Genomic DNA, 20826 nt, shown 5'->3' on the forward strand with positions numbered 1-20826 from the left:
ATGAGAGCGAGCGGTGCCCGGTCTCACTTCTTGCGTGCGGTGACCTTCTTGGCGGTGGTCTTGCGTGCCGTGGTCTTCTTCGCGGGCGCCTTCTTCGCCGTGGTCTTCTTGGCGGGCGCCGTCTTGGCGGCGACGGTCTTCTTGGTGGCCGTCTTCTTCGCCGGGGCCGACTTCTTCGCCGCCGCCGTGGTCTTCTTGGCCGTGGCGGTGGTCTTCTTGGCCGTGGTCTTCTTCGCGGGGGTCGCCTTCTTCGCGGCCGCCGTGGTCTTGCGCGCCGTGGCCTTCTTCGCGGTGGCCTTCTTCGCTGCCGCCTTCGCCGTCGTACGGGTGGAAGAACCGCCCGAGAGGCTGCCCTTGGGGGCCTTCTTCACGGCCACGTCGTTCTTGGGGAGCTTCTTGGAGCCGCTCACCAGGTCCTTGAAGCCCTGTCCCGCGCGGAAACGCGGCACGGAGGTCTTCTTGACCCGCACCCGCTCGCCCGTCTGCGGGTTGCGGGCGTAACGGGCGGGGCGGTCGACCTTCTCGAACGAGCCGAAGCCCGTGACCGAGACACGGTCTCCCGCGACGACCGCACGGACGATCGCGTCGAGTACCACGTCGACAGCGTCTGCGGCCTGCTGACGGCCGCCGACCTTGTCGGCAATCGCTTCTACGAGCTGCGCCTTGTTCACGTCTTCCCCTTCGGAGACATTGCCGGAACGAAACTGTTCAGGCTTTTTCGCACGTTAGGCAGATATATACCGCAAATCAAACACGAAACGGGCTAATCACCCTAGTGCCGCAACGAAGTCGACCGCTGCGCCGTCCACAGAGTCAGTCACCTTCGGGGAATCGGCCCTCGTCGAGGTCCTTCATCAACCGGTCCAGACGCCTTGCCGCGCCCGGGAGATCGTGCTTAGCCGCGGCCGTGACGACCAGCAGCTTCCGGGAGAGCGCCATCCGTACGCTCTCCGGGACTTGCAGCGCGCGCACCTTTGCGTGTGCTTCTTTCAATCGGTCGGCGACTTGGCCATAGAGCTCGAGTTGGCTGTCGCGTTCCATGCACCGATTGTGCCATCTGGGGCGAGTTGTCGCCCGAGGGGGTCTCAACAAGCGACTGCGCCCCCTGCCGGATGGCAGGGGGCGCAGTTCGGGAAAAGCGCTGCTCAGGCGTCAATTGTACGGGGCTTGTGAGACGGCCTGGCCGCCTCATAAGTCACAATGTCCGCTTCGTTCTGAAGAGTGAGACTGATGTCGTCCAGCCCGTTCAGCAGTCGCCAGCGGGCGTTCTCGTCGAGCTCGAAGTCGGCCGTGATTCCCTCCGCGAGAACCTGGCGCTTCTCCAGATCGACGGTCACCTCGGCCGTGGGGTCGGCCTCGGTGAGCTCCCAGAGCCGGTCGACGACCTCCTGGTCGAGCACCACGGTCAACAGACCGTTCTTCAGGGAGTTGCCGCGGAAGATGTCGGCGAAACGGGGCGAGATGACGGCCTTGAAGCCGAAGTTCTGGAGGGCCCAGACCGCGTGCTCACGCGAGGAGCCGGTGCCGAAGTCGGGTCCGGCGACCAGCACCGAGGCGCCCTTGCGCTCGGGGCGGTTGAGGACGAAGTTCTCGTCCTTGCGCCAGGCCTCGAAGAGCCCGTCCTCGAAGCCGTCGCGGGTGACCTTCTTCAGCCAGTGCGCGGGGATGATCTGGTCGGTGTCGACGTTGCTGCGGCGCAGCGGGACGGCCCGGCCGGTGTGTGCGGTGAATGCTTCCATGACTCTCAGACTCCGGCGGGCGTACGGACGTCGGACAGATCGGCGGGCGAGGCCAGATGGCCCAGCACCGCGGTGGCGGCGGCGACCTGCGGGGAGACCAGGTGGGTGCGGCCACCCTTGCCCTGCCTGCCCTCGAAGTTCCGGTTCGAGGTGGAGGCGGAGCGCTCGCCGGGGGCCAGCTGGTCGGGGTTCATGCCGAGGCACATCGAGCAGCCCGCGTGCCGCCATTCGGCACCCGCCGCGGTGAAGACCTTGTCCAGGCCCTCCTCGACAGCCTGCAGGGCGACCCGTACGGAGCCGGGGACGACCAGCATCCGTACGCCGTCGGCGACTTTGCGGCCGCCGATGATCGTGGCGGCGTTGCGCAGATCCTCGATGCGGCCGTTGGTGCAGGAACCTACGAACACGGTGTCCACGCTGATCTCGCGCAGCGGCTGTCCCGCGGTCAACCCCATGTACTCCAGGGCCTTTTCGGCGGCGTGGCGCTCCGAGGCGTCCTCGTACGAAGCGGGGTCGGGGACATCGGCCGACAGGGGCGCGCCCTGGCCGGGGTTGGTGCCCCAGGTGACGAACGGCGCGAGTGCGGCGCCGTCGATGACCACCTCGGCGTCGAAGACGGCGTCGTCGTCGGTGCGCAGCGTCTTCCAGTACTCCACCGCCGCGTCCCAGTCCTCGCCACGGGGGGCGTGGTCACGGCCCCGCAGATAAGCGAAGGTGGTCTCGTCGGGGGCGATCATGCCCGCGCGGGCGCCGGCCTCGATCGACATGTTGCAGATGGTCATCCGGGCCTCCATCGAGAGCTTCTCGATGGCGGAGCCGCGGTACTCGATGATGTAGCCCTGGCCGCCGCCGGTGCCGATCCGGGCGATGATGGCCAGGATGAGGTCCTTGGCGGTCACGCTGTCGGGGAGTTCACCCTCGACCGTGATCGCCATCGTCCTGGGGCGGGCCATCGGCAGGGTCTGGGTGGCCAGGACGTGCTCGACCTGGCTGGTGCCGATGCCGAAGGCCAGCGCACCGAAGGCGCCGTGGGTGGAGGTGTGGGAGTCACCGCAGACCACCGTGGCGCCGGGCTGGGTCAGGCCGAGCTGCGGGCCGACCACGTGCACGACGCCCTGCTCGACATCTCCCAGCGGGTGCAGCCGGACGCCGAACTCCGCGCAGTTCTTGCGCAGGGTCTCCAGCTGGGCGCGGGAGACCGGGTCGGCGATCGGCTTGTCGATGTCGAGGGTCGGGGTGTTGTGGTCCTCGGTGGCGATGGTGAGGTCGAGTCGCCGCACCGGCCGGCCGGCCTGGCGCAGACCGTCGAACGCCTGCGGGCTGGTCACCTCGTGCAGCAGGTGCAGATCGATGAAGAGAAGGTCGGGCTCGCCATCGGCGCGCCGGACGACATGGTCGTCCCAGACCTTCTCCGCGAGTGTCCTACCCATCGCTTTCCCTCCGGCCGGCATCCTCGCCGGCCCAACTAGAGATTCGGGTGCCGCCGTCCGGACCCCCGAGCGGGGCGGTGGCTGCGGGCCGTTGCGGGGCCGCACGTACAGGTTCGCAACTTCCGTGGAAAATTGAACTTGCGTTTCACAGAGTGAGACGCGAGTATCGTCGTATGGACAACTCTAGCGGCGTCGGCGTTCTCGACAAGGCAGCTCTGGTATTGAGCGCCCTGGAGTCCGGTCCGGCCACCCTCGCCGGGCTGGTCGCAGCGACAGGGCTCGCACGGCCCACGGCACATCGACTGGCCGTGGCACTCGAACACCACCGCATGGTGGCAAGGGATATGCAGGGCCGGTTCATTCTCGGTCCCCGGCTCTCGGAGCTCGCCGCCGCGGCCGGCGAGGACCGGCTCCTGGCGACGGCCGGACCCGTACTCACGCATCTGCGCGACATCACCGGCGAGAGCGCGCAGCTCTACCGCCGGCAGGGCGACATGCGGATCTGCGTGGCGGCGGCGGAGCGGCTGTCCGGACTGCGGGACACCGTACCGGTCGGCTCGACGCTCACGATGAAGGCCGGCTCCTCCGCGCAGATCCTGATGGCCTGGGAGGAACCGGAGCGCCTGCACCGGGGCCTGCAAGGGGCCCGCTTCACCGCCACGGCACTCTCCGGCGTACGCCGACGGGGCTGGGCCCAGTCGATCGGCGAGCGCGAGCCCGGCGTGGCCTCCGTCTCGGCCCCGGTCCGCGGGCCGTCGAACCGGGTGGTCGCCGCGGTGTCCGTGTCCGGGCCGATCGAGCGCCTCACCCGCCACCCCGGCAGGATGCACGCCCAGGCCATCATCGACTCGGCAGCGCGGCTGAGCGAGGCCCTGCGCCGCACGGGCTGAACCCCGCACCGCACGGGTTCACCCCCGTACCGCACGGAACGGCGCCCGCAGCCGCCCGAAGTCGGCTCACCGCCCCGCTGCTCCCTCCCCCGAGGCCGCCCCAACGCCGTGGCGGCCCCCTTCTTCCGGTGCCGACTCCCCGGAACCCTCAGGTGTCCCCTTCCCGGACGAGCGGTGCGCGAAGCGGTCCGCCGCCCCGCGTCCCCTCTTCTCGATCGGCAGCACACCCGTCGCCGCCGCAAGGCCGTAGGCCGGCATATCGGCGTAGATCGATTCGTACGAACCCTCGGGCACGACGTAGCTCTCGTGCCACAGCCCCACATGCTGCCGGGACTTCTTCTCCTTGCGGTTCATCATCGCCCAGGCCCTGCGGTGGAACATGTCGGGAGCGGCGGCGTAGGCGTACAGCTTCTCCTTCGACTCCCAGTACTGGACCACGTAGTACGTCCGGGGTGAGCCGGACAGCAGGGTGTACCCGAGCAGTCCACGGTCCGGGTCCTTGCCCAACTCCCGCAGCATCCGCGGCATCGCCGCGAAGACGGGCAGCCAGTGGTGCACACCCCAGAAGTGGTTGATGCGCATCCCGATCAGCAGGACGACGGCATCACCCTCCGCCGCCGCGGTCGTCCTGCCTGGATTGATCTTCGCGAACATGGAGTACCGCCCTCGTCGCAGGTCGGAGCACTCAGGATTGGATAGCTCAACTATCCAATGGTGGGATAGTGGCACCGCCCAACGGGGCGGCGCAAGGGAAGGCACAGAGGATGCGGCTGTCGGAACTCAGCGAGCAGAGCGGTGTCTCCACCGCGACGATCAAGTACTACCTGCGCGAGAGGCTGCTTCCCGCCGGCGCCCGGGTCACCGCGACACAGGCCGACTACGACGAGGGCCATCTGCGCCGACTGCGTCTGGTGCGGGCGCTCCTCCAGGTCGGGCGTCTGCCGGTGGCGACGGCCCGCGAGGTGCTGACACATGTCGACGACGCGTCGCTGGGCCGCACGATCAGACTGGGCGCCTCCCTCTGGGCGCTGCCGCACGGCCCCGAGCCCGACGAGGACGCCCCGGAGACCGCCACCGCGCGCGCCGAAGTCGCCCGGCTCTTCACGGAACTGGGCTGGACGACGGCCCTGGAGCTCGGCGAACTCTCGCCCGCACACCGCTCCTTGGTCGCCTCGCTGGCCACGCTCGTCCGTCTCGGCTACCCCTGCGACACGAGGTATCTCGCCCAACAGGCCCGCCTCATGCGCAAGGTGGCCGTGCAGGATCTGGACGCGCTGGAGGAGTTCCCCACGGAGGACGAGCAGGTGGAGGCCGCTGTGGCATCGGCCGTGCTGTACGAGCCGCTACTGGCGTCGCTGCGCAGACTCGCCCAGGCGGAGGAATCCGTACAGCGGTACGGGATCGAATGAGAGCCCACGAGGACCCATGCGAAAGGCCCTCCACCGAGGTGAAGGGCCTTTCGCTACTACTGTGTTGTACCCCCGACCGGATTCGAACCGGCGCTACTGCCGTGAGAGGGCAGCGTGCTAGGCCGCTACACAACGGGGGCTTGTTACTTCGGTCTTGCGCTGGGCTACCAGGACTCGAACCTAGAATGACGGTACCAGAAACCGTAGTGTTGCCGATTACACCATAGCCCATGGTGTGACAAGTACCCCCGACCGGATTCGAACCGGCGCTACTGCCGTGAGAGGGCAGCGTGCTAGGCCGCTACACAACGGGGGCCCTGGCGATCCCACCCGGCGATAACCGGGTGTTGTCACCGCGAGAAAGTGGGTGCGACCCCGTTCTCGCGGGATGGATCTGTACCCCCGACCGGATTCGAACCGGCGCTACTGCCGTGAGAGGGCAGCGTGCTAGGCCGCTACACAACGGGGGCTTGTTACTTCGGTCTTGCGCTGGGCTACCAGGACTCGAACCTAGAATGACGGTACCAGAAACCGTAGTGTTGCCAATTACACCATAGCCCACTGAAACACAACCCCTGGGGGCTCTATTTCTGTCTGCGCTTCCCGGCCGGATCTTTCGGCCCGCTCGGGCGGCGCAGGAAGAACATTACCTGAAGGTGTCCGGCGCTCCAAAACGGGTATCGCCCGCCAGCAGGCCGGGAAGCTCGTCAAGACCCATGATCCGCACGAGCTCGGGACGCCCGCCCTGCCCGGTACGGTCCAGCCAGATCCCAGTAAGTCCGGCGGCCACCGCACCCGCGGCGTCGATGTCGGGCTCGTTGCCGACGTACGCCACCTCGTGCGGAGCGATGGCCAGGGCCTCGCAGGCGGCGTGGAAGGCCGCCGCAGCGGGCTTGGCGACCCCTATCTCCACGGCGCACACCACGGCCTCGAAGTGGTCCCGCACACCCAGTGTCCGCAGCTTGCGGTCCTGGTTGTGGATGGTGGAGTTCGACAGGACCGCCTGCCGGAAGCTCCCGGCCAGCAGGTCCAGGACGGGCGCGGCGTCCGGGAAGAGCGCCCACGCGGCCTCGTAGTGCGCGACGTGCCTGCCGAACCACTCGTCGGCCTCGGCGTCGCTCAGCCGCCGCCCCAGGAACGCGCGTACACGCTCGCGTCGCTGCCCCTGGAAGTCGAGCTCCCCGGCTGCGAACCGCGCCCACTGCGCGTCGGTGACCGCTTTCCACACATCGAGGGCGTGGGTGACGGAGTCGTACCCCTCGGGCAGGCCCTCGCCAGCCAGATGCCGGTGCATGCCGACACGGTCGGCTCCGGAGTAGTCGAAGAGCGTGTCGTCGATGTCCCAGAGAACCGCTCGGATCGGCATGCCGGCCAGATTACCGGCACATCCGCCTCATGCCGACGGGGTGACCGCCCCTGCTCGGGCGGCCACCCCGTCGTACGGAACGCTCCCTACGCGGCGAGCTTCGCCAGCGCGGCGTCGATGCGGGCGATCGTCTTCTCGCGGCCCAGGATCTCCAGGGACTCGAAGAGCGGCAGACCGATCGTCCGGCCGGTGACGGCGACACGGACCGGGGCCTGCGCCTTGCCGAGCTTCAGGCCGTGCTTCTCACCGGCGGTGAGGACGGCCGTCTTGAGCGCCTCGGCGTTCCACTCGGCGGCGGTCAGCTCGGCACGGGCCGTGACCAGGAGGGCGTCGGACCCCGCCTTCATGGCCTTGTTCCAGGACGCCTCGTCCTCGACCGGCTCGTCCAGGAAGAGGAAGTCGACGTTGGCCGTGATGTCCGAGAGAACCGTCACACGGGTCTGGGCGTGCGGGGCGATCTCGGCGAACTGCTCCGCGTCGAAGGCCTCGGGCGCCCAGGGGGCGAAGGGTGCCTTCAGCCAGGGGCCGCACGCCTCGGTGAAGGTCTTCACATCGAGCATGCGCAGGTGCTCGGCGTTGATGTGCTCGGCCTTCTTCAGGTCGAAGCGGGCCGGGTTGGCGTTGACGTCGCCGATGTCGAACGCGGCCACCAGCTCGTCGCGGCCGAAGATGTCGCGGTCCTCGGCGATCGACCAGCCGAGCAGCGAGAGGTAGTTGAGCAGCCCCTCGGGCAGGAAGCCACGCTCGCGGTAGAGGTTGAGCGAGGCCTGCGGGTCGCGCTTGGAGAGCTTCTTGTTGCCCTCCCCCATCACGTACGGGAGGTGGCCGAAGGCCGGGGTGTCCTTGGCGATGCCCAGCTCGGTGAGCGCCCGGTAGAGGGCGATCTGCCGCGGAGTGGAGGAGAGCAGGTCCTCGCCGCGCAGGACGTGGGTGATCTCCATCAGGGCGTCGTCGACCGGGTTGACGAGTGTGTAGAGGGGAGCACCGTTGGCACGGACGATGCCGTAGTCCGGGACGTTCTCCGGCTGGACCGTGATGTCTCCGCGGACCAGGTCGGTGAAGGTGATCGCCTCGTCGGGCATCCGGAAGCGGACGATCGAGGTGCGGCCCTCGGCCTCGTACGCCGCCTTCTGCTCGGCGCTCAGGTCGCGGCAGTGGCCGTCGTAGCCCGAGGGCTTGCCGGCCGCTCGGGCGGCGTCGCGGCGGGCGTCGAGCTCCTCGGTGGTGCAGTAGCAGGGGTAGGCGTGTCCGGCGTCCAGGAGCTTGTGGGCCACGTCCTTGTAGAGGTCCATCCGCTGCGACTGGCGGTACGGGGCGTGCGGCCCGCCGACCTCGGGGCCCTCGTCCCAGTCGAGGCCGAGCCAGCGCATCGAGTCGAGCAGTTGCTCGTAGGACTCCTCGGAGTCACGGGCGGCGTCGGTGTCCTCGATACGGAAGACCAGGGTGCCCTGGTGGTGCCGGGCGAAGGCCCAGTTGAAGAGGGCTGTCCTGACCAGGCCCACGTGGGGGTTGCCGGTCGGGGAGGGACAGAAACGTACACGGACCGAGCCGTTAACCACGCTTGATCACCTTGTTGGTGAGAGTGCCGATGCCTTCGATGGTGACGGCGACCTCGTCGCCGACGTTCAGGGGTCCGACCCCTGCGGGGGTTCCGGTGAGGATCACATCGCCCGGCAGCAGCGTCATGGCTTCCGTGATGTGGACGACCAGGTCCTCGACGGAGCGGATCATGTCGCCCGTCCGGCCGAGCTGGCGTTGTTCGCCGTTGACCGTGGCCTGGATGGCCAGGTTACCGGGGTCGACGTCGGTCTCCACCCAGGGGCCGAGCGGGCAGGAGGTGTCGAAGCCCTTCGCCCGGGCCCACTGGCTCTCGCGCCGCTGGGCGTCACGCGCCGTGACGTCGTTGGCGCAGGTGTAGCCGAAGATGACGTCCTTGACGCGCTCGCGCGGGACCTCCCGGCACATGCGGCCGATCACCACGGCCAGCTCGGCCTCGTGGTGCAGCTCCTCGGAGAAGGAGGGGTACTCGATGGCGTCGCCGGAGCCGATCACCGAGGTGGTGGGCTTGAAGAAGGCGACGGGCACATCCGGGACATCGTTGCCCAACTCGGCGGCGTGTTCCGCGTAGTTGCGGCCGATGGCCACGACCTTGTTGGGAAGCACCGGCGGCAGCAGCCGTACCTTCTTCAGCGGGACCTTGGTCCCGGAGAGCTCGAAGTCGCTGTACGGGATGCCCTTGATGATGTCGAGCACGAGGCTGTCGGGGCTGTCGCCCTCGACCGCGCCGAAGGCGACATTGCCGTCGATGGAGAACCTGGCGATGCGCACGGGATGCTGTCGCCCCTCACTTGCTGGCTGGCTGAAGACTGACGCTCCAGGCTAGCGCCTCGCCGGGCGGGACGCCCGCGCGGCGAGAGGGGCTCGCAGCGCGTCACGCCACGGGGGTGGCCGGGGCTTCCATGAGGATGGTGCGGCGCGGGTTGGCGGTCCGGTTGGGCAGGTCGACGCTGTGCTCCTGCTGCTCCGGCGTCTCCAGTGCTCCCGCGTCGTCGAGGTGCGCGAGCGTGGTGCGCCGGGGGTTGGCGATGTTGCGGAACGTCGTCGTCGTCTTCATCTGCCGTCTGCGTCCTTGCCGCTGGGGCGCTGCCCTGAGGTGCGCCGGTTGTCGGATTCGCTATCCCTGTAAAGCGCCAGGCTAAACATCCGATTCCCCGCCCCGGCCGGAACAAGACCGCGATCATGATGTGAGTTTGCTCACGCAGTTGACGACAAAACGCCCATTGCAGGCAGTTGACCATGGGATACAAAGCAGACAATACGGGGCTGAATCCACCATTCCGCTCCCGATCATGGCGTCTGGGACACCCGGCCCCCGCGCGGAACTCACCCGTAATCGCCCACTTTGACCGTGAACACGCTCCACGCCTTGTTACAGAGCCATCACACCGTGTCATCCAGGTCACAGCCCGGTACGCGGGCCTTGTTGGAGATCCTCCACTGTGCTGGAATTCCACGCACCGCCGCGGGTTTCAGGCCCAACGCGCAGGGGCGCAACGCAGCGCCGAGTGGCGGCGGGAGGGGGAAGTACGCCGGTCACTCACGACCACCATGGGGCGCGTCCAGTGCCCCACGACGCCGACACCGTCCCGTCGCGCCATGCGCGGGGGGACGCCTGGTCCAGAGGTTGCGACGCTAGTGCAGGGACGTTTCAAGAGGGATGGCATGGGGTCGCCCCAGCCCCGCCAGGGCCGAGGGGAAACTCCGGCGGATCAGGAACCGCGCGGCGGAAACGACCGCGGTTCCTCGACCCAGCACGCCCAGAATCCCGGCGCGGCGGGTGACGGCGGCGACCGCGCGCAGCGCCCCGGGACGTCGAGCACCGGCGGCACGACGGCGGGCTCCGGCGGCGAGGACACCACACCGCCCCTCAAGCCGGCCGGCCCCACCACCGCGGGCTCGCGCATCGCACTGCGCAACTGGCGCATCAGTACGCGTCTGGTCTCCCTGCTCGCCCTCCCCGTGGTCGCGGCGACCACACTGGGCGGGCTGCGGATCAACGAGTCCATGAACGACATGGCCCAGCTGGAGCACATGCAGCTGCTCAGCCAGATGACCAAGAAGGCGACCGCGCTCGCCACCGCGCTCCAGGACGAGCGCGACAAGTCGGCGGGCCCGCTGTCCAACGGCGTGAAGGCCACCGACTACAAGGTCACCCAGCCCCGGGAGCGCACCGACCGCGCCAGGGACGCCTTCTTCGAGGCGACCGACCAGATCGGCAACACTCCCGGCGACGCCGCTCTGGACAGCATCCACTCGAGCGTCAGCCAGATCGGCAACCAGCTGGGCGCCATCACCAGCATCCGTAAGGACGCGTACGCGGGCGAGAGCCCGAGTCTCAACACGATCGACCAGTACAGCCAGCTGATCACCTCGCTGCTGAGCCTTTCGCAGGACATGGCGCAGGCCACCAGCAACCCGGAGATGATCAAGCGGACGCGTGCGCTGGCCGCCTTCTCGTCCTCGAAGGAGTACGCCTCCGTCGAGCGCGCCATCATCGCCGCGGCACTGCCGGGCGGCGACAGCAACGAGACGCACCTGAACGACAACGACCAGGCGTACGGGCGCAACGCGCTCAGCAAGGCGAGCTCGACCCTCAAGACCTTCGAGACGACCTACGAGTCCACCGGGAGGAGCTCCACCGAGCTGCTGGCACCGCTGGACAGCGGCAATCCCGAGATCACCGCCGCCGACATGTACGCCAAGAAGGTGCTCGACAGCCCGCTGGGCATGGAGGGCGCCGGCAAGGCCCGCACGTACATGGACTGGTACGACCAGAGCTCGACCAAGATCCAGGCCATGAAGACCATCGAGGAGACGCTCCTCGGTGAGATGGAGAGCAAGGCCCGCGAGCTCAAGGAGGAGTCGCAGCGCGAGGCGATCCTCAACGGTGCGATGATCCTGATCGTCCTCGGGGTGTCGCTGGTCGGCGCCTTCGTCGTGGCCCGGTCCATGATCCGCTCGCTGCGGCGGCTCCAGGAGACCGCGACCCGGGTCGCCCAGGACCGGCTGCCCGAGCTCGTCAAGCAGCTCTCCGAGACGGACCCGCAGGACGTCGACACCTCCGTCGAGTCGGTCGGTGTGCACTCCAGGGACGAGATCGGCCAGGTGGCCGCGGCCTTCGACGACGTGCACCGTGAGGCGGTCCGACTGGCCGCCGAGCAGGCGCTGCTGCGAGGCAACGTCAACGCGATGTTCACCAACCTCTCGCGCCGCAGCCAGGGTCTGATCCAGCGCCAGCTCTCGCTCATCTCCGAACTGGAGTCCCGCGAGGCCGACCCGGACCAGCTGTCCTCGCTCTTCAAGCTCGACCACCTCGCGACCCGTATGCGCCGTAACGGTGAGAACCTCCTCGTCCTCGCGGGTGAGGAGCCCGGCCGCCGGTGGACCCGGCCCGTGCCGCTGGTCGACGTGCTCCGTGCCGCCGCCTCCGAGGTGGAGCAGTACGAGCGCATCGAACTGGCCGCCGTGCCCGCCACCGAGGTCGCGGGACGCGTCGTCAACGACCTCGTGCACCTGCTCGCCGAGCTGCTGGAGAACGCCACGTCGTTCTCCTCGCCGCAGACGAAGGTCCGGGTCACGGGTCACGCGCTGCCCGACGGCCGTGTGCTCGTCGAGATCCACGACACGGGTATCGGTCTCTCCCCCGAGGATCTGGCCGCGATCAACGAGCGGCTCGCGTCGCCGCCCACCGTGGACGTCTCGGTCTCCCGCCGCATGGGTCTGTTCGTGGTCGGCCGGCTGTCCCTGCGTCACGGCATCCGTATCCAGCTGCGGCCCTCCGACTCCGGCGGCACGACCGCGCTGGTCATGCTGCCCATGGAGGTCGCGCACGGCGGCAAGCAGCAGCAGCCCTCGAAGCAGGGCCCGCAGGCCGGTGCTCCCGGTGGGCTCCTCGCCGGTGCGGGTGCTCCCGCAGGCGGCGGTCAGCGTCCCGGACTCGCAGGCCCCGCGCAGGCTCCCGCCAAGGGTCTTGCATCGGGCGCCCCGCGTGGCCAGGTGGGTGCGGGTTCGTCCCCCCGGGCCGCGCTGCCCTCGCGCGATGTCGGACCGCAGCAGGGCCAGGGGCCCGGCCGGCAGAACCCCGGGCTGCCCACCCGTGGCGGCCAGGACGCTCCTCCGCCGCGTCAGGGCGGCGGCCTCGCCGGTGCCTTCGCCGGTGGTGCCCGCCCCGGCGCACGCCCCCCGCAGGACCCCTCGGGCGGTGCGGACTCGGGCCGGCCCAACCTCTTCGGCCACTCCGGACCGCCCTCACGGCAGACTCCGCAGCCCCAGCAGGCACAGCTCGGCCAGGGCGGCCCGCAGCAGCCCGGCGGTTCCGGTGGTCCCGGTGGTCCCGGCGCACCCGGTGGCCCCGGCCGCCAGCTGCCGCCCGTGGGCGGACCCAGGGCCGAGCTGCCCGGCGGCAACCCGCAGCCCCAGCGTCCGCAGAGCACGAGCTGGGGTGTCGAGGAGCAGGGTGCTCCCCGGCGTACGCAGCCGGACTCCCCGCGTGGTCACGAGGAGCACGACACCGGTCGGTTCGCCCGGCCCGGCACCTCGGCGCCGAACCAGCAGTTCAGCCCGCCGAACCAGCGTCCGCCGATGGACGACCGCCAGGGCCCCGGCTCCACCTCGGAGTTCGCCCGTCCCGACTACTCCGCACCGCAGGCACCGCAGGCACAGGACCCGGCGAGCACCGCGCAGTTCGCCCGCCCGGACTTCAACGCCCCGATGTCACAGGGCGACCAGTTCTTCGGTGACCAGCCCCGGCAGGACCAGGGCTTCGGCAACCCGCCGCAGCAGGACCAGGGCTTCCGCGCCCCGGCCCCGCAGGGCGACCAGGGCTTCGGCAACCAGCGCCCGCAGGACGACGCCTTCGGCAACCAGCAGCGCCCGCAGGACGACGGCTTCGGTGGGCAGCGCCCGCCGCAGGACGACGCCTTCGGCAACCAGCAGCGCTCGCAGGCTCCCGAACCGCGCCGCGACGACAACGCCGACTTCGGCGCACCGCTGCCGCCGGCCGGTCCCGGTGACGGACGTACACCGCTGTACGACACGCTGGAGACGAACTGGTTCCACGGACCGCAGCAGGGTGGCCAGCAGCCGCCCGCCGCGGAGCCGCCGGCGCCGGCCGCTCCCCAGCCCGCCGACATACCTCCGCCGCCCATGCCCAGGCGTGGTGCGGCCGACACCGGCGTCACCAGTTCCTGGCGCGCCTCACCCAACGACGACCTCGTACGCCAGGCGGAACGGGCGAAGAAGCCCGCCGCCGGCGGTATCACGACTTCCGGACTGCCCCGCCGTGTCCCACGTGCCAATTTGGTGCCGGGCACTGCTCAGCAGCAGAATCATCAGTCCGGACCTCAGGTTTCGCGTGCGCCGGATGACGTACGCGGCCGTCTGACCAATCTCCGCCGGGGCATCCAGCAGGGACGACAGGCCAACACAGGCTCGTCTACCGGCAGTTTCCAACTCGGCCCCACTCACCAGCAGGAGCGTTAGTTGAGCCCCATGAGTCAGGCCGCGCAGAATCTGAACTGGCTGATCACCAACTTCGTGGACAACACCCCAGGGGTGTCCCACACGGTGGTGGTCTCAGCGGATGGCCTGCTGCTGGCGATGTCCGAAGGTTTCCCGCGCGACCGCGCCGATCAGCTGGCGGCTGTCGCCTCCGGTCTGACGTCGCTCACAGCGGGAGCCTCACGGATCTTCGAAGGCGGCGCCGTGAGCCAGACGGTTGTGGAGATGGAGAGAGGTTTCCTCTTCCTCATGTCCATCTCCGACGGTTCGTCACTCGCCGTCCTTGCCCACCCGGACGCGGACATCGGTCTGGTCGGGTACGAGATGGCACTCCTCGTCGACCGTGCGGGGACCGTCCTCACCCCTGACCTCCGTGCCGAACTACAAGGAAGTCTGCTGCACTAGACGGCCATGCGGCAGACACTTGACGCGATCCCCCCAGGTACTACTCAAAACCCTCACCCGTCCGGCCGACACAGCCCCTTACCGGCCACCTTCAGACGGCAAGCCGACACCCTGCTGTCACGCCCGGAGGATTTATGACCCCGCCACCCGCCTCACCCGATCCGTACGGCGCACTGCATCACGCGTCGTACGACGGTGAAGGCGACCAGCCGTTGGTCCGTCCCTACGCCATGACCGGCGGCAGGACCCGGCCGCGCTATCAGCTCGCGATAGAGGCACTGGTCAGCACCACAGCGGACCCCGCCCACCTCGGGACGCTGCTCCCCGAGCACCAGCGGATCTGCCACCTGTGCCGCGAGGTCAAGTCGGTGGCCGAGGTCTCGGCCCTGCTGTCCATGCCCCTGGGCGTGGCCAGGATCCTCGTGGCGGACCTGGCGGAAGCCGGCATGGTGGCCATCCACCAGCCGGGCAACGGAGAGGCCGGCGGCGCGCCGGATGTGACACTGCTCGAAAGGGTGCTCAGTGGACTTCGCAAGCTCTAGTGGCGGTACGGCCCGCGCCACCACTTCGGCGAAGATCGTGGTGGCAGGAGGCTTCGGCGTCGGTAAGACCACGTTTGTCGGTGCCGTTTCGGAGATCAATCCGCTGCGCACCGAAGCCGTGATGACGTCCGCGTCCGCGGGCATCGACGACCTGACACACACCGGGGACAAGACCACCACCACGGTGGCCATGGACTTCGGACGCATCACCCTGGACCAGGACCTGATCCTCTACCTGTTCGGCACCCCCGGACAGGACCGCTTCTGGTTCATGTGGGACGACCTGGTCCGCGGCGCCATCGGCGCCGTCGTCCTCGTCGACACCCGCCGCCTCGCCGACTGCTTCCCCGCCGTCGACTACTTCGAGAACAGCGGCCTCCCCTTCGTCATCGCCCTCAACGGCTTCGACGGACACCAGCCCTACACACCGGACGAAGTACGCGAAGCACTCCAGATCGGGCCCGACGCCCCGATCATCACGACGGACGCACGGCACCGCGCCGACGCCAAGAGCGGCCTGATCACCCTGGTCGAGCACGCACTCATGGCCCGGCTGAAGTAGCCGTAAGTCGGTAGCGATCTACGGAAGTTGTTGTAGTCACGCGGGGGCGGTCTGTGTCGTCCGACACGATCCGTCCCCGCGTTCATAACGTTTCGAAAGAGAATTGAAGGCGCATCGATACCCGACGCACACGCTCGGTATCGCTGCGCTCATACGAGCCTCGCCTTTTGGCGGGGCTCGCTCTTTATGCCCGTTTTATCTGTCGTGAGTCACAGCCGGAATCACGCATTCCGACTGTTTGGAACGCGACCCGTCCGCGTGCTGCAATGCCTCGAACTACCTAGTAGTACAGCCCCTGAACGATAATCCGGCACAACGTAGGTGCCGACGCCGAGAGGTTGTTGGTCGAGTGAGGCGAAGCAACGAGGGCTCCGCGGCCCAGCCGGAGCGGGGCAACTTCACCCCGCCGCGCGCCGCGCTGCCCCCGCCCGCGGACACGTCGTCCGAGGCGGAACCCGCAGGTGGCAGCACCAGTCGGCTGTCCCCGCGGAACTGGCGGGTGCCCACCCGGCTGAACGCGATCCTCCTGATCCCCGCCCTCGTCGGTCTGGTCATGGGCGGCTTCCAGGTGAAGGGGTCGATCGACACCTGGAACGAGGCCCAGGAGGCCGAGAAGACAGCCCTCGTCGTCCGCGCCGCCGCGGCGTACGGACAGGCACTGCTGAACGAGCGCGACCTCACCGCCGTACCTCTGCTGTCCAACGAACGCACCGCCGCCGAGGTGGAGAAGGTGCGGGCCACCACGGACGCCGCCGCGGCGAAGTTCGACGCCGCCGTGGAGAACATGCCGGACAAGGCGGGCCTCCACCGCCGTCTGAAGCTGTTCAAGGCGGAGGAGCCTCTCCTCCCCGATCTGCGTAAGTCCGCCTACGCCGAGGCCATGGACCCGGTGAAGACGGAAGAGGGCTACACCTCGGTCCAGCACTCGCTGATGGAGTTCTCCAACGAGCTCGGCCTGGGTACCGGCAACATCACCAGCTACGGCCGCACCGTGTACGCCATCGAGCTGGCCAAGGCAGCAGAATCGCTTCAGCGCTCGATCGGCACGCATCTGCTGGTGCGCCCGAGCCAGGAGGAGCGCAACTTCAACGGCCAGGTGACGGCCTTCAGCTCGTACAACTACCTGGAGCAGATCGCCCTCGGTGAGTTCGTCTCCGGTGGTACGGAGGCCGACGCGGCCCGCCTCAAGGAGGTCATGGCCGGCAAGGCCGCCGAGGGTGCCGAGCAGCTCAAGGACGCCAAGGCGCAGGCCAAGGCCTCGGGCAAGCCCTTCGTGACGCCGCCGAGCGTCGACGGTTCCGTCTTCGACGGCATGGCCCAGCAGATCGGCCAGGGCAAGCAGCCCGACGAGCTCAAGGCCAAGGGCATCACCCCCGAGACCTGGATGGCCGCGGCCACCGCGAAGTTCGACGGTTACACGACCGTCGAGAACGAGCTGGTCGACAAGGCCGTGGCCGAGGCCGCCGCGATCTCGACCGACGCCAGGAACGACGCCATCACCAACGCGGCGATCGTGATCGTCTCGCTGCTGGCGGCCTTCGTCATCGCCGGTCTCATGGCCCGCCAGATGAGCCGCTCGATGCGCCGGCTGCGTACGGCCGCCTTCGGCATCGCCGAGCAGCGGCTGCCGATGCTGGTCGACCAGCTGTCGCGGACCGAGCCCGGCCGGGTGGACACCCGGGTGCAGCCGATCCCGATCAACAGCCAGGACGAGATCGGCGAGGTCGCCCGCGCCTTCGACCAGGTGCACCGCGAGGCCGTCCGGCTCGCCGCCGAGCAGGCCATGCTGCGGGGCAACGTCAACGCGATCTTCACCAACCTCTCGCGCCGCAACCAGTCGCTCATCGAGGGCCAGCTGACCCTCATCACCGACCTGGAGAACAACGAGGCCGACCCGGACCAGCTGGAGAGCCTCTTCAAGCTGGACCACCTGGCCACACGTATGCGCCGTAACGGCGAGAACCTCCTCGTCCTCGCGGGCGAGGAGCCCGGCCGCCGCTGGAACCAGCCGGTGCCGCTGGTCGACGTGCTGCGGGCCGCCTCCTCCGAGGTGGAGTCCTACGAGCGCATCGAGCTCACCGGGGTGCCGGAGACCGACATCCACGGCCAGTCCGTGACCGACCTCGTGCACCTGCTGGCCGAGCTGCTGGAGAACGCCACCACGTTCTCCTCGCCGCAGACCAAGGTGCGGGTCACCGCGACCCGGCTGCCCGACGGCCGCGTCATGATCGAGATCCACGACAAGGGCATCGGTCTCACCGCCGAGGACTTCGCGGACATCAACCACAAGCTGGCCAACCCGCCGACCGTGGACGCCGCGGTGTCCCAGCGGATGGGCCTGTTCGTGGTCGGCCGGCTGGCCGACCGGCACGGCATCCGCGTCCAGCTGCGCCCCTCGGGCGAGCAGGCGGGCACGACGTCGCTGGTCATGCTGCCCGACGCGATCACCCACGGTGGCGGTGGCGAGGGGATCGCGCAGGACGACTTCACCGTCTCCTCGATCATGCCCGAACAGCAGCAACAGCCGGCGTTCGACCCGATGCCGCAGCAGCTCCCGATGCGCACGGCGGCGGAGCTCGGCTTCGACGACTCCCGGTACGACACCTCGGTGGCGGACTCCCCGCAGCTGGACCCGGTGAACCGTTCGCTCATGCGTGAGGAGCGGCGGGCCGCGCTGGAGGCACAGGCGGGCGGCGAGCGTCCGGCGTTCCAGGAGGAAGCCGCGGCACAGCGGCAGGACTACGCCCAGGGGCAGTACGCGCCCGAGCAGCAGTACGGCCAGGAGCAGCAGTTCGGCCAGGAGCAGGCGCAGCAGCAGTACGCCCCCGAGCAGTTCGCCCCTGACCAGCAGGAGTTCACGCAGCCCGGTTACGAAGGCGGCTACGACCCGTACGCCGCGGGGAACGGCTACCAGGACCCGCAGCAGAACGGCCGGAACGGTTACACGGAGGCCGCGTACGCCGCACCGGACGGCGGGCAGGAGCAGTACACCGACTCCTTCGCTTCGCAGGACAGCCCCTCCCACCAGGGCGACTGGGCTGGACAGGGCGGCTACCAGGGGGCCTTCGAGCCCGTGGCGCAGCCCGAGGCGGAGGCTGCCGCGAGCTCTCCCGCGCAGACCCGGGAACGCGTAGGCTTCGAGCGCCCCGGGCCCACCCCGAACCCCGGTCACGACCTGACCGACGCGGGTCTCCCGCGGCGCGGTGCGGGCCAGCAGCACTGGCAGCCCACCGGTCGCGGAAACGACCGGCCCGCCGCGCCCGAGCAGCGGGAGCAGCCGCAGGCTCAGCAGGAAGAGCCGCAGCAGCAGGCGGAGCCGGTCGAAGGGGAGAGCCCCGACGACTGGCGCTCGGCGAACGACGAGCGCTGGGAGCGGGCCGAGCAGCTCCGGGATCCGAAGGCGGGCGGGATCACTCCTTCCGGACTCCCCCGGCGCGTGCCCAAGGCCAATCTGGTCGAGGGCACGGCGGAGCAGACCCAGCAGGGCGGCCCACAGGTCTCCCGCGCACCCGAGGACGTACGGGGCAGGTTGAGCAACCTGCGCCGGGGTGTCCTGCGGGGACGCACCGCGGGGTCGGACACAAGTAATACCTACAACCAGGAGCGTTAGTGTGAGCCCGATGAGCCAGGCGGCGCAGAATCTCAACTGGTTGATCACCAACTTCGTGGACAACACCCCCGGGGTGTCGCACACGGTGGTGGTCTCCGCCGACGGACTCCTGCTGGCGATGTCCGAAGGTTTCCCGCGCGACCGCGCCGATCAGCTGGCGGCTGTCGCCTCCGGTCTGACGTCGCTCACCGCGGGAGCTTCACGGATCTTCGAAGGCGGCGCCGTGAATCAGACCGTTGTGGAGATGGAGCGAGGATTCCTCTTCATCATGTCCATCTCTGACGGATCTTCACTCGCTGTTCTTGCCCATCCGGACGCCGACATCGGCCTGGTTGGGTATGAAATGGCACTTCTCGTGGACCGTGCAGGAAGTGTCCTTACCCCGGATCTCCGCGCCGAACTCCAGGGAAGTCTTCTTAACTAATAGACAGACAGTGCGTTTCTCGTCACCGCGCCATAGGGTGCGGTGTCGCGATACCACTGGACGGCGAACGCAGGCGGAGGAGGAAACGTGGCAGCACCCACAGGCGGACACCCGTACCAGGGCGGTCAGCGGGTTCCGGGTGAGCAGGGTGACAACCGTTTCGACAACCCCTCCATGACCGGCAGACAGGGCCCGCAAGAGCCCTACCAGCCGTATCAGCCCTACCAGCAGCCCCAGCAGGGCGGTTGGCAGCAGCAGCCACCGCAGCAGCCGGGCCCGGGGTGGCCGCAGCAGCCTCATCACCAGCAGCCGCCTCAGCAGCACCAGCCGCCGCAGCGGTACGAGGCACCGCCGTCCCGCATCCAGCCCGTGCAGCGGCAGGCCCCTCAGCCCGCCAAGCCCGCGGCGCACAACCCGCTGGTCCGTCCGTACGCCATGACCGGCGGCAGGACCCGGCCGCGGTACCAGCTCGCCATCGAGGCGCTGGTCAGCACCACGGCAGATCCCGCCAGGCTGCAAGGGCAGCTGCCCGAGCACCAGCGGATCTGCCGGCTCTGCATCGAGATCAAGTCGGTGGCCGAGGTGTCGGCCCTGCTCTCGATCCCCCTCGGCGTTGCCCGGATCCTCGTCGCCGACCTGGCCGAGGCCGGACTCGTCGCTATCCATCAGCCCGGCGGCGACGAGACCGCCGGCGGCCAACCAGATGTGACACTGCTCGAAAGGGTGCTCAGTGGACTTCGCAAGCTCTAGCGGCGGAGCGGCCCGCTCCACTACCTCGGCGAAGATCGTGGTGGCAGGGGGCTTCGGCGTGGGTAAGACCACGTTTGTCGGTGCCGTTTCGGAGATCAATCCGCTGCGCACCGAAGCCGTGATGACGTCCGCGTCCGCGGGCATCGACGACCTGACACACACCGGGGACAAGACCACCACCACGGTGGCCATGGACTTCGGACGCATCACCCTGGACCAGGACCTGATCCTCTACCTGTTCGGCACCCCCGGACAGGACCGCTTCTGGTTCATGTGGGACGACCTGGTCCGCGGCGCCATCGGCGCCGTCGTCCTCGTCGACACCCGCCGCCTCGCCGACTGCTTCCCCGCCGTCGACTACTTCGAGAACAGCGGCCTCCCCTTCGTCATCGCCCTCAACGGCTTCGACGGACACCAGCCCTACACACCCGACGAAGTACGCGAAGCACTCCAGATCGGGCCGGACACCCCGATCCTCACCACGGACGCACGGCACCGCGCCGACGCCAAGAGCGGCCTGATCACCCTGGTCGAGCACGCACTCATGGCCCGGCTGCGCTGACTTCCCGGCCGCATCCCGGCCGCACGGCGAAGGCCCCGTATTCCTCGGCGGAGGAGTACGGGGCCTTCGTCGTGCCGG

18 protein-coding genes, 5 tRNA genes and 1 pseudogene are annotated in these 20826 nt (G+C 69.0%); 10 read left to right on the forward strand and 14 right to left on the reverse strand.

Annotation, left to right across the window (positions count from 1 at the left end; translation table 11 throughout):
- Positions 1 to 23: 23 nt before the first annotated feature.
- The 4 genes from OG623_RS08910 to leuC all read right to left on the reverse strand — a co-directional run bounded on the left by OG623_RS08910 (position 24) and on the right by leuC (position 3169).
- Positions 24 to 671, reverse strand: coding sequence for an HU family DNA-binding protein (locus OG623_RS08910; RefSeq protein ID WP_362891258.1), 648 nt, complete (start codon positions 669 to 671; stop codon positions 24 to 26).
- 142 nt (positions 672 to 813) lie between these two features.
- On the reverse strand, positions 814 to 1041 hold the full coding sequence (locus OG623_RS08915; protein WP_362891256.1) for a hypothetical protein: 228 nt from the start codon (positions 1039 to 1041) through the stop codon (positions 814 to 816).
- A gap of 104 nt (positions 1042 to 1145) precedes the next feature.
- Positions 1146 to 1739 carry a 3-isopropylmalate dehydratase small subunit gene (leuD, locus tag OG623_RS08920; RefSeq protein ID WP_406145714.1) on the reverse strand — a complete coding sequence of 198 codons (594 nt, stop codon included), beginning with the start codon at positions 1737 to 1739 and terminating at the stop codon, positions 1146 to 1148.
- Positions 1740 to 1744: 5 nt separating this feature from the next.
- Positions 1745 to 3169 carry a 3-isopropylmalate dehydratase large subunit gene (gene leuC / locus OG623_RS08925; RefSeq protein ID WP_406145715.1) on the reverse strand — a complete coding sequence of 475 codons (1425 nt, stop codon included), beginning with the start codon at positions 3167 to 3169 and terminating at the stop codon, positions 1745 to 1747.
- A gap of 173 nt (positions 3170 to 3342) precedes the next feature.
- Here leuC and ndgR point away from each other — a divergent pair, with 173 nt between their 5' ends.
- Positions 3343 to 4059 carry an IclR family transcriptional regulator NdgR gene (gene ndgR, locus OG623_RS08930; RefSeq protein WP_024490257.1) on the forward strand — a complete coding sequence of 239 codons (717 nt, stop codon included), beginning with the start codon at positions 3343 to 3345 and terminating at the stop codon, positions 4057 to 4059.
- Positions 4060 to 4218: 159 nt separating this feature from the next.
- On the opposite strand, the pseudogene OG623_RS08935 reads toward ndgR, so the two are convergent.
- Positions 4219 to 4713 (reverse strand): annotated as a pseudogene (locus tag OG623_RS08935) (DUF4188 domain-containing protein); the annotation flags it as partial.
- A 110-nt stretch (positions 4714 to 4823) separates the two neighbouring features.
- Here OG623_RS08935 and OG623_RS08940 point away from each other — a divergent pair.
- The gene (locus tag OG623_RS08940; RefSeq protein ID WP_406145716.1) at positions 4824 to 5468 is read left to right on the forward strand and encodes a MerR family transcriptional regulator; all 645 of its coding nucleotides are present in this window, start codon (positions 4824 to 4826) and stop codon (positions 5466 to 5468) included.
- A gap of 67 nt (positions 5469 to 5535) precedes the next feature.
- On the opposite strand, the gene OG623_RS08945 is transcribed toward OG623_RS08940, so the two are convergent.
- The 9 genes from OG623_RS08945 to OG623_RS08985 form a co-directional block, all read right to left on the reverse strand.
- Positions 5536 to 5608, reverse strand: a tRNA-Glu gene (locus OG623_RS08945).
- A gap of 19 nt (positions 5609 to 5627) precedes the next feature.
- Positions 5628 to 5699: transfer RNA gene (locus OG623_RS08950), tRNA-Gln, on the reverse strand.
- Positions 5700 to 5711: 12 nt separating this feature from the next.
- Positions 5712 to 5784: transfer RNA gene (locus OG623_RS08955), tRNA-Glu, on the reverse strand.
- An 81-nt stretch (positions 5785 to 5865) separates the two neighbouring features.
- Positions 5866 to 5938 (reverse strand) — tRNA-Glu (locus OG623_RS08960).
- A gap of 19 nt (positions 5939 to 5957) precedes the next feature.
- Positions 5958 to 6029 (reverse strand) — tRNA-Gln (locus OG623_RS08965).
- 85 nt (positions 6030 to 6114) lie between these two features.
- Positions 6115 to 6834, reverse strand: coding sequence for an HAD family hydrolase (locus OG623_RS08970; protein WP_406145717.1), 720 nt, complete (start codon positions 6832 to 6834; stop codon positions 6115 to 6117).
- An 86-nt stretch (positions 6835 to 6920) separates the two neighbouring features.
- Positions 6921 to 8393 carry a glutamate--tRNA ligase gene (gltX, locus tag OG623_RS08975; protein ID WP_406145718.1) on the reverse strand — a complete coding sequence of 491 codons (1473 nt, stop codon included), beginning with the start codon at positions 8391 to 8393 and terminating at the stop codon, positions 6921 to 6923.
- On the reverse strand, positions 8386 to 9162 hold the full coding sequence (locus OG623_RS08980; protein ID WP_406145719.1) for a fumarylacetoacetate hydrolase family protein: 777 nt from the start codon (positions 9160 to 9162) through the stop codon (positions 8386 to 8388). The genes gltX and OG623_RS08980 overlap by 8 nt, the downstream gene beginning before the upstream one ends.
- Positions 9163 to 9265: 103 nt before the next feature.
- Positions 9266 to 9448, reverse strand: a complete 183-nt coding sequence (locus OG623_RS08985; protein WP_406145720.1) for a hypothetical protein — start codon at positions 9446 to 9448, stop codon at positions 9266 to 9268.
- A 608-nt stretch (positions 9449 to 10056) separates the two neighbouring features.
- On the opposite strand from OG623_RS08985, the gene OG623_RS08990 reads away from it, so the two are divergent.
- From OG623_RS08990 to OG623_RS09025, 8 genes are all read left to right on the forward strand, one after another.
- Positions 10057 to 13875: a nitrate- and nitrite sensing domain-containing protein gene (locus tag OG623_RS08990; RefSeq protein ID WP_406145721.1), complete on the forward strand. Its 3819-nt coding sequence runs from the start codon at positions 10057 to 10059 to the stop codon at positions 13873 to 13875.
- Between the two features lie 9 nt (positions 13876 to 13884).
- Positions 13885 to 14298, forward strand: coding sequence for a roadblock/LC7 domain-containing protein (locus tag OG623_RS08995; protein WP_006127850.1), 414 nt, complete (start codon positions 13885 to 13887; stop codon positions 14296 to 14298).
- Between the two features lie 134 nt (positions 14299 to 14432).
- Positions 14433 to 14840: a DUF742 domain-containing protein gene (locus OG623_RS09000; RefSeq protein ID WP_003966010.1), complete on the forward strand. Its 408-nt coding sequence runs from the start codon at positions 14433 to 14435 to the stop codon at positions 14838 to 14840.
- On the forward strand, positions 14821 to 15402 hold the full coding sequence (locus OG623_RS09005) for an ATP/GTP-binding protein (protein WP_015611636.1): 582 nt from the start codon (positions 14821 to 14823) through the stop codon (positions 15400 to 15402). The genes OG623_RS09000 and OG623_RS09005 overlap by 20 nt, the downstream gene beginning before the upstream one ends.
- Positions 15403 to 15751: 349 nt before the next feature.
- Positions 15752 to 19012 carry a nitrate- and nitrite sensing domain-containing protein gene (locus tag OG623_RS09010; RefSeq protein WP_406145722.1) on the forward strand — a complete coding sequence of 1087 codons (3261 nt, stop codon included), beginning with the start codon at positions 15752 to 15754 and terminating at the stop codon, positions 19010 to 19012.
- 10 nt (positions 19013 to 19022) lie between these two features.
- Positions 19023 to 19436, forward strand: coding sequence for a roadblock/LC7 domain-containing protein (locus OG623_RS09015; protein WP_006127847.1), 414 nt, complete (start codon positions 19023 to 19025; stop codon positions 19434 to 19436).
- Positions 19437 to 19523: 87 nt separating this feature from the next.
- Complete coding sequence (locus OG623_RS09020) at positions 19524 to 20186, forward strand: DUF742 domain-containing protein (RefSeq protein ID WP_406145723.1); 663 nt, start codon at positions 19524 to 19526, stop codon at positions 20184 to 20186.
- Positions 20167 to 20748 carry an ATP/GTP-binding protein gene (locus tag OG623_RS09025; RefSeq protein WP_362891230.1) on the forward strand — a complete coding sequence of 194 codons (582 nt, stop codon included), beginning with the start codon at positions 20167 to 20169 and terminating at the stop codon, positions 20746 to 20748. Before OG623_RS09020 ends, OG623_RS09025 begins: the two co-directional genes overlap by 20 nt.
- The last annotated feature ends 78 nt before the right edge of the window (positions 20749 to 20826 follow it).

Source organism: Streptomyces sp. NBC_01012 (assembly GCF_045162755.1).
Taxonomy (GTDB): Bacteria; Actinomycetota; Actinomycetes; order Streptomycetales; family Streptomycetaceae; genus Streptomyces.